At 75.2% G+C, this 6,824-nt stretch carries 8 protein-coding genes; 1 reads left to right on the forward strand and 7 read right to left on the reverse strand.

Features of this window, described 5'->3' with window-relative positions; genetic code table 11:
- Positions 1–68: 68 nt before the first annotated feature.
- Positions 69–728, forward strand: a complete 660-nt coding sequence (locus DEP02_RS29755; RefSeq protein ID WP_112470781.1) for a CBS domain-containing protein — start codon at positions 69–71, stop codon at positions 726–728.
- A gap of 18 nt (positions 729–746) precedes the next feature.
- Here DEP02_RS29755 and DEP02_RS29760 read toward each other — a convergent pair whose 3' ends face one another.
- The 7 genes from DEP02_RS29760 to DEP02_RS29790 form a co-directional block, all read right to left on the reverse strand.
- Positions 747–1,376, reverse strand: a complete 630-nt coding sequence (locus DEP02_RS29760; protein ID WP_198668655.1) for a V-type ATP synthase subunit D — start codon at positions 1,374–1,376, stop codon at positions 747–749.
- The gene (locus tag DEP02_RS29765; protein WP_112470782.1) at positions 1,373–2,785 is read right to left on the reverse strand and encodes a V-type ATP synthase subunit B; all 1,413 of its coding nucleotides are present in this window, start codon (positions 2,783–2,785) and stop codon (positions 1,373–1,375) included. The genes DEP02_RS29760 and DEP02_RS29765 overlap by 4 nt, the downstream gene beginning before the upstream one ends.
- Entirely contained in the window at positions 2,782–4,536 is a 1,755-nt protein-coding gene (locus DEP02_RS29770) for a V-type ATP synthase subunit A (protein WP_112470788.1), read from the reverse strand. The genes DEP02_RS29765 and DEP02_RS29770 overlap by 4 nt, the downstream gene beginning before the upstream one ends.
- Positions 4,533–5,072 (reverse strand): hypothetical protein, encoded by a 540-nt coding sequence (locus tag DEP02_RS29775; protein ID WP_112470783.1) that lies wholly within the window; start codon positions 5,070–5,072, stop codon positions 4,533–4,535. Before DEP02_RS29775 ends, DEP02_RS29770 begins: the two co-directional genes overlap by 4 nt.
- Complete coding sequence (locus DEP02_RS29780) at positions 5,069–5,296, reverse strand: hypothetical protein (RefSeq protein WP_232839332.1); 228 nt, start codon at positions 5,294–5,296, stop codon at positions 5,069–5,071. The genes DEP02_RS29775 and DEP02_RS29780 overlap by 4 nt, the downstream gene beginning before the upstream one ends.
- 11 nt (positions 5,297–5,307) lie before the next feature.
- Positions 5,308–5,727, reverse strand: coding sequence for an ATP synthase subunit C (locus DEP02_RS29785; RefSeq protein ID WP_112470785.1), 420 nt, complete (start codon positions 5,725–5,727; stop codon positions 5,308–5,310).
- The coding region (locus DEP02_RS29790) for a V-type ATPase 116kDa subunit family protein (protein ID WP_112470786.1) at positions 5,712–6,824 on the reverse strand (1,113 nt) is incomplete at its 5' end. The genes DEP02_RS29790 and DEP02_RS29785, both read right to left, overlap by 16 nt.

Consider the following 6,824-nt stretch of genomic DNA (forward strand, 5'->3'; position numbering starts at 1 on the left):
CCCCGGCAGGCGTGCCGGGGCCCGCCCGGGTGGGACCGGCCCCGAGGCGACGAGAAGGGCGCTGAACGATGAGGCAACGCAGCGTGGGCGATCTGATGACGCCCGCCGCCGTGAGCGTGCGACCGGGCACGACGTTCAAGGAGATCGCACGCGTCCTCGACGAGTACGACATCACCGCCGTCCCGGTGATCGACGACGAGGACCGGCCGGTCGGGGTGGTGTCCGAGGCGGACCTGCTCCGCAAGCAGACGTCCGGCGGCGTGGGGAACAGCGCCCGGGACCTGATGACGAGCCCCGCCGTGGTCGCGGAGCCCGGCTGGCACGCCGTGCGGGCCGCGCGGACGATGGAGCGGCACCGGGTCAAGCGCCTGCCGGTGGTGGACGGTGACGGCCGGCTGATCGGCGTGATCAGCCGCAGCGACCTGGTGCAGCTGTTCCTCCGCAGGGACCAGGCGATCCAGGAGGAGATCCTCGAGGACATCATCGTACGGACGCTGGACCTGCCGCCCTCGGCGCTGACGGTCGAGGTCGCCGAGGGCCGGGTGACGCTCAGCGGCAGGGTGGAGCGCAAGAGCCTGGTCCCGGTCACCGTGCGGCTGTGCGAAAGCGTCGACGGGGTGGTGGAGGTGGTGAGCCGGCTCGGCTTCGACCGGGACGACACCGGGGACCACGCCACCGTGCACGGCGACCCCCCGGTGCCCTCGGAGTCTCAGCGCGCCGGAGGGTGAGCACGGCCCGGCGCCCGCTCACTCCCGGGGCCGCCGGCGAGGCGAGGCCGCCCAGCGTCGCCGTACCGCTTCCTCGTGCTCCGCCTCCTCCAGCGCCAGTTCCACGGCGCCCAGTTCGCGCGTCAGCCGGGGGATCCAGTGCCGGCGCAGGGCGCGGACCCGCTGGCGGGTCGTCTCGGCCTCGGCCGCGATCAGTTCGGCCGCGGTGCGGGCGGCGGAGTGCTCGGCGGCAGCGCGGACCGCGGCACGGTAGGCCTCCTCCGCGTGGGCGAGCGCGGTGTTGCCCGGCGTCCGTTCCGCGGGGGAGCGGACCGGTGCGGTCCAGGAGACGGCCGACGGGTGGCGCACGCCCATCAAGGAGGTCCACTCGACGTCGACACCGGCCCGGTCGGCCGGGGCCGCCTGGGTCAGGGCCCGTTCGCCTCCGAGCAGCACCCCGCGCACGAGCCACGTCTCGGCCTCGGCGAGCCTGTCCCGCCAGACGCGGCCCGCCTCGTCCGCCGTCCGTCTCAGCTCCCGTTCCCGGTCCAGCAGCAGCCGGAGCTTGCGTTCCAGCAGGTCCGCTCCGCGCAGTGCGGTGCCGAGACTGTGCCGCAGCCGCAGCCGGCCGGCCCGTCCCGGGGGAACCCGGTGTCGCCGGGGGCTCACGGCGGCGTGCCCTCCGCGCCCGGGTGGTCGTCCCCGGGGGCTCGGTGGGCGTCCAGGAGAGCCGCCGGGATCATGCCGAGCTGGCTGGGCGGCAGCGTCAGCAGTACCTCCCAGGCGCGGTCCAGGGCCTCGTCCAGGGGCCGGTTCTCGTCGGCGCCCTGGGCGAGGAACCGGCGCAGGAAGGCGTCCTCCAGGTCCAGGTAGCGGTGGTCGACCGCGCTGAGTGCCGGACGTCCGATCAGGTCGGCGAGCTCCCGCACCTCCCGGGCGCGGGCCAGTGCGGCGATCAGCTGTGCCGCGACAGGGGGATGGTCGTCGCGGGTACGGCCCTCTCCCGCTCCCTTGCGCATCAGGCGCGACAACGAGCCGAGCGGGTCGACCGGCGGATACGTGCCGCGGGTGTGGACCTCGGCGGACAGCACGATCTGGCCCTCCGTGATGTAGCCGGTGAGGTCGGGCACGGGGTGGGTGATGTCGCCGGCGGGCATGGTGAGCACCGGCAGCACGGTCACCGATCCGGGACGGTCCCTGATCCTGCCGCACCGCTCGTAGAGGGACGCCAGGTCGCTGTACAGATAGCCGGGGTAGGCCCGCCGGGCCGGGATCTCGCCCCGTGCGGCGGACACCTCGCGCAGCGCCTCCGAGTAGGCCGTCATGTCCGTCATCACCACCAGGACGTGGCGGCCTCCGTCGAAGGCGAGGTGTTCGGCGACCGTGAGCGCGAGCCGCGGTGTGAGCAGCCGCTCGATCACCGGGTCGTCCGCGGTGTTGAGCAGCAGGACCAGCTCCCTGGCCGCGGAGCGTTCGGCCAGCCCGTCGCGGACGAACGCCGCGTCGGCGTGCGTGAGCCCCATGCCGGCGAAGACGACGGCGAACGCCTCGCCGCCGCAGGTCGCCTGGGCGGCCACCTGGACGGCCAGCTGAAGGTGCGGCAGCCCGGCGGCGGAGAACACGGGAAGCTTCTGCCCCCGTACGAGGGTGGTGAGGACGTCGATGGCGCCCACCCCGGTCAGCACCGCCTCGGTGGGCGGCTCCCGGCGCACCGGGTTGATCGGCGCGCCGCCGACCGGGGCGTCCACGGAACCGAGGACCGGCGGTCCGCCGTCGGCGGGTTCGCCGCGCCCGTTGCACACCCGCCCCAGCCAGCCGGTGCCGACCGGGATCCGCAGCGGTGTGCCCGAGAACGCGACGCGGGTGCCGCCCGGGTCCATCCCGGCCGTGTCCTCCAGCACCTGGACGACCGCCAGGTCCCGGTCCACCTCCAGCACGAGTCCGTGCCGGCGCTCACCGGAGTCGAGGGCGATCGTGGCGAACTCGTCCCAGCCCACGCCGTTCACCCCCTCGACGACCATGAGCGGGCCGTGCAGATCCCGCACCCGCGTGTACTCGATCTCGCCGGGTGCGCTCACCGCGTCGCTCCCAGCCGCTCCAGCATCGTGTCGCGGGCCGCCTCCACCGGAGCGCTCTCCCCGGGCCCCGCGTCCTCACGGGCCCGCAGCAGCGGGGTGAAGTCGACCGCCTCGACGGCGTCCGCGCGGACACCGGAGTCCACCCGTGCGAAACAGCGGTCGATCACCGTCAGGACGGCCTCCACCAGGGCCGCCGTCTTCTCGGGCGTGCTGTAGGCGTCCGACGGCGACAGCGCGTTCTGCTGGATGACCCCCTCCCGCAGCAGACGGCCGGCGAGCACGCTGATCCGTTCCCGTGGCGGCAGGGCCGTGACACCGACCAGTTCCACCAGGTCGGCCAGCCGGTCCGCCTCGGCGAGCAGACCGGCCACCCGTTCGCGCCGCTCGGCCCACCGGGGGTCACCGGCCCGAGCGTGCGCCACCGCCACCGCGGCGGCGTCGCGGGAGAACGAGTCCGCCCAGGAGACCGCCGGATAGTGGCGTGCGTAGGCGAGGTCGCGGTCGAGACTCCACAGGCAGCGCACGAACCGCTCGGTGTGCGCCGTGACCGGCTCGGTGCGGTCGCCGCCCGGGGGCGACACCGCGCCGATGACGGTGACCGACCCGGTGGCGCCGCCCAGGGTGCGCACCTCGGCGGCCCGCTCGTAGAAGGCGGCCAGCTCCGAGGCGAGCCTCGCCGGATAGCCCTCCTCGGCGGGCAGCTCGCCCATCCGGGAGGCGAACTCGCGCAGCGCCTCCGCCCAGCGGGAGGTCGAGTCGGCGATCACGACGACGTCAAGCCCCATGTCCCGGAAGTACTCGGCGACGGTCGTGCCGGTGTGCACGCTCGCCTCGCGCGCCATCATGGGCATGTTGGAGGTGTTGGCGATCGTGACGGTCCGCTCCGCCAGGCGGCCCCCGGTACGCGGGTCGGTCAGCGCGGACAACTCCTCGATGACGTCGGCCATCTCGTTGCCGCGTTCCCCGCAGCCGACGTAGACGATCACATCGACGTCGCACCACTTGGCGATCTGCTGCAGCAGCATGGTCTTGCCGGTGCCGAAGCCGCCGGGGACGGCGACCGTGCCGCCGCGGGCCACCGGGAAGAGCAGGTCGACGGCGCGCTGCCCGGTGTGCAGCGGCCGGCCGCCCGCCAGCCGTCCCTCCACCGGTCCCGGTCTGCGCACCGGCCGGCTCCGGGCCATCGACACCTCGTGCCCGTCCACCACGGCGACCACGGCGTCCTCGCCGTGGTCGCCGGCCGGTGCGACCCACCCCACCACGCCCGAGCACCCCGGCGGCACGAGGACGCGCAGGGGCACCGCCGCCGCGACGTCACCGAGGACGTCGCCCGCCGCGACCCGCTTTCCCTCGGCCACCCCCGGGGTGAACCGCAGGCGGCGGCCGTCCGGCTCCGTACCCCGCACACCCGCCCGGAGCATGTCACCGGCGCGGGCGAGGGGGCGGAGCAGGCCGTCGAAGACACCGCCCAGCAGCCCCGGTCCCAGCCGCACCGCGAGCGGCCCGCCCCGAGGCCGGGCCGGGTGCCCGGGTGCGAGGCCGCCGGTGTACTCGTACGCCTGGACGGTGACGACGTCGCCCCGGATGGCCACGACCTCGCCGGGCAGCCGTTCCTCGCCGAGCAGCACCATGTCGTGCATGGCGACGCCCGAGGTGCGGACGATCTCGACGAGTGGGCCGGCCACCCGCAGGACGTGTGCCGGACCGCTGTCACCGGGACCTTGGCGCTGCGAAGCGGACGGGAACGTCATGGCGCCCACAGCGTCTCGGCCTCCGCGCCGAGCCGGGTCAGGGCGCGGTCCGTGAGAGCGTGCACCGTGAGGTCGACATGGCGCCCGGGTGCGTCCGCCGTCACTCCGCCGTCGTCGGCGGCCGTGATCAGCGCAGGGGCGCCGAGCAGTGCCCGTGCCCGTTCCCGGAGCCGGGTCCGAAGGGCGGCGTCGTTCGTCAGTGTTTCCTGGACCCTGGTGCGGACCTCGGCGCGGAGTTCGGCGTAGACCTCGGCGCGTGCGGCGAGTTCCCGGCTCCACGCGTCCTGGCGGGCGCGTACGCGTTCCCCGGTGACCTCGGCGGCACCGTCCCGCACACCGTCCTGCCGGGCCTGTTCGAGCAGCGACGCCGCCTGCGCGCGGGCCGTCCGCACCGTCTCGTCCGCGTCCGCCCGCGCCCGGGCCAGTACGGCGTCGGCGTCCGCCCGTGCCGCGCGGACCAGTTCGGCACGTACGGGTGCCAGCGCGTCGGCGGAGACGTCCGGGACGGTGCCACGGCGGTCGGCGGGTGCGGTCATCGGGGCATCACCACGACCAGTGGCCGGGAGGGAGCCGGTCCCGCCGCGGGGGGCTGCCCCGCGCCGAGGATCTCGGCCGCCTCCGCGGTGACGATCACCAGGGAGACCGTCGCCTCGAGCTCCCGCCAGGCGCGGCGGACGGCCTCGGGGCTCTCGGCGACCAGGACGTCGACCCCGGCGAGGGCCAGGCCGCCCACCTTCGTCCGCGCGCCGATGGCTGTCACCGTGCCCACCGTCACGCCTTTCCGATCAGCAGGATCGCGACCACCAGCCCGTAGACGGCGATGCCCTCGGCCAGTCCGACGATCACCATGGCCCGGCCGAACAGCTCGGGGCGCTCGCTGAGCGCGGCCAGCGCCGCGGCCCCGGTGTAGGCGACGGCGATGGCGGCCCCGATCGACGCGCCGGCCATCGTGATGGCGGCTCCGATCAGGGCGGAACCGTTCGCGGCGCCCGGCGCGGCGGCCTGGACGGGCACGGCCGCCCGAGCCGGGCCGGACAGCGCCGTCGCGACGAGCACACAGGCCCCGGCCAGCAGGACGAGATTCGTGGCCAGGAGCCAGTGGAACACGTGCTTCGTCCGGCGTCGCAGCAGCAGTCGCGCGGCGCCGAGTGCCGTGGCGAGCACGGGCAGGACCATCAGCCAGGTGAGCACGTGGCCACCTCCGTCTCAGCCTCGGCCGGTGCCGCCGAGGGAACGTGCCAGGGACGGAACGGGCGGCCCTCGGTCTCGAAGAGCCGCGAGAAGATCTCGTAGAACTCCAGCCGCAGCGCCTGCACGCCGGCCACCAGGGCCTCGAGGGCGAACGAGGCGGCGGTGCCCACGACGAACAGCGCCACCGCACCGGCAAGGCCCGCGGCTCCGCGCCCGGCGAGCCCGGCGGTACCGCGCCACACCAGGTCCGCGAGCGCGGCATGGGTGAGACCGAACGCCGCGAGCCGGGCGAACGAGAGGGTGTTGGTGCCCGCGCGCACCACGACGTCGAACAGCCGCACCACGGTCTCGGCGAACCCCGCGAAACCACCCGCCGTGGCCCGGAACAGACCGACCGCGACCAGCGCCAGCCCCGCCGCGGCGAGCGCCGCCCCGAGAACGGCCGGACCCGGCCGCCGCAGCACCAGGCCCGCCGCACAGAGCGCGAACCCCAGGAAGAAGAGAAGACCGGCACAGCCGGTCGCCGCGTACAGCGCCCTGCCCGGCCCGCCCTCACGCCAGCGGTTGACCGTACCGGCCGCGTGGGCGAGGGCCAGCAGCCCCGCACCGAGGACAACCGCCGCGACCAGCAGACGCGCGGGGCTTGCCAGCGGGTTCAGCCACAGCACCGGCAGTACACCCGTGGGCCCGAAGAACTCGCCGTAGGCCACTCCCGCAAGCATGGCCGCCAGTCCGGCACCCGCGAGGAAGGGCCACAGGCGGCGGTACCGGGCGAGCCGGTGCGGCCGTCCCAGCCGCAGCGCCAGCGCGCCGAGCAGCAGCAGAGCCCCGTGACCCACGTCCCCGAACATGATCCCGAACATCACGACGTACGTGATCCCGGCGGGCCACGAGGGATCGACATCCGTGTAGGGCGGCGTGCCGTACGTCGTCACCAGCGGTGTGAACGACGCGGACGGCCCCGATCTCAGCTGCGTCGGGGGGTCTGTCCCGGGCGGTGGCCGCAGCGGGACCAGCGCACCGCCGGCCGCGGCGAGCCGACGCGCGAGCCGCGGCACCTCGGCGGCGGGGCACCACCCCGCGAGCGCGGCGACCTC

Origin of the sequence: Streptomyces triticisoli (assembly GCF_003270085.1) — a bacterium.
Classification (GTDB): domain Bacteria; phylum Actinomycetota; class Actinomycetes; order Streptomycetales; family Streptomycetaceae; genus Streptomyces; species Streptomyces triticisoli.

Excerpts from the sequence above, each read along its gene's own strand:
- DEP02_RS29755 (WP_112470781.1), top strand. The coding sequence starts at position 69 with ATGAGGCAACGCAGCGTGGGCGATCTGATGACGCCCGCCGCCGTGAGC.
- DEP02_RS29770 (WP_112470788.1), bottom strand. The coding sequence starts at position 4,536 with ATGACGTTCCCGTCCGCTTCGCAGCGCCAAGGTCCCGGTGACAGCGGT.
- DEP02_RS29775 (WP_112470783.1), bottom strand. The coding sequence starts at position 5,072 with ATGACCGCACCCGCCGACCGCCGTGGCACCGTCCCGGACGTCTCCGCC.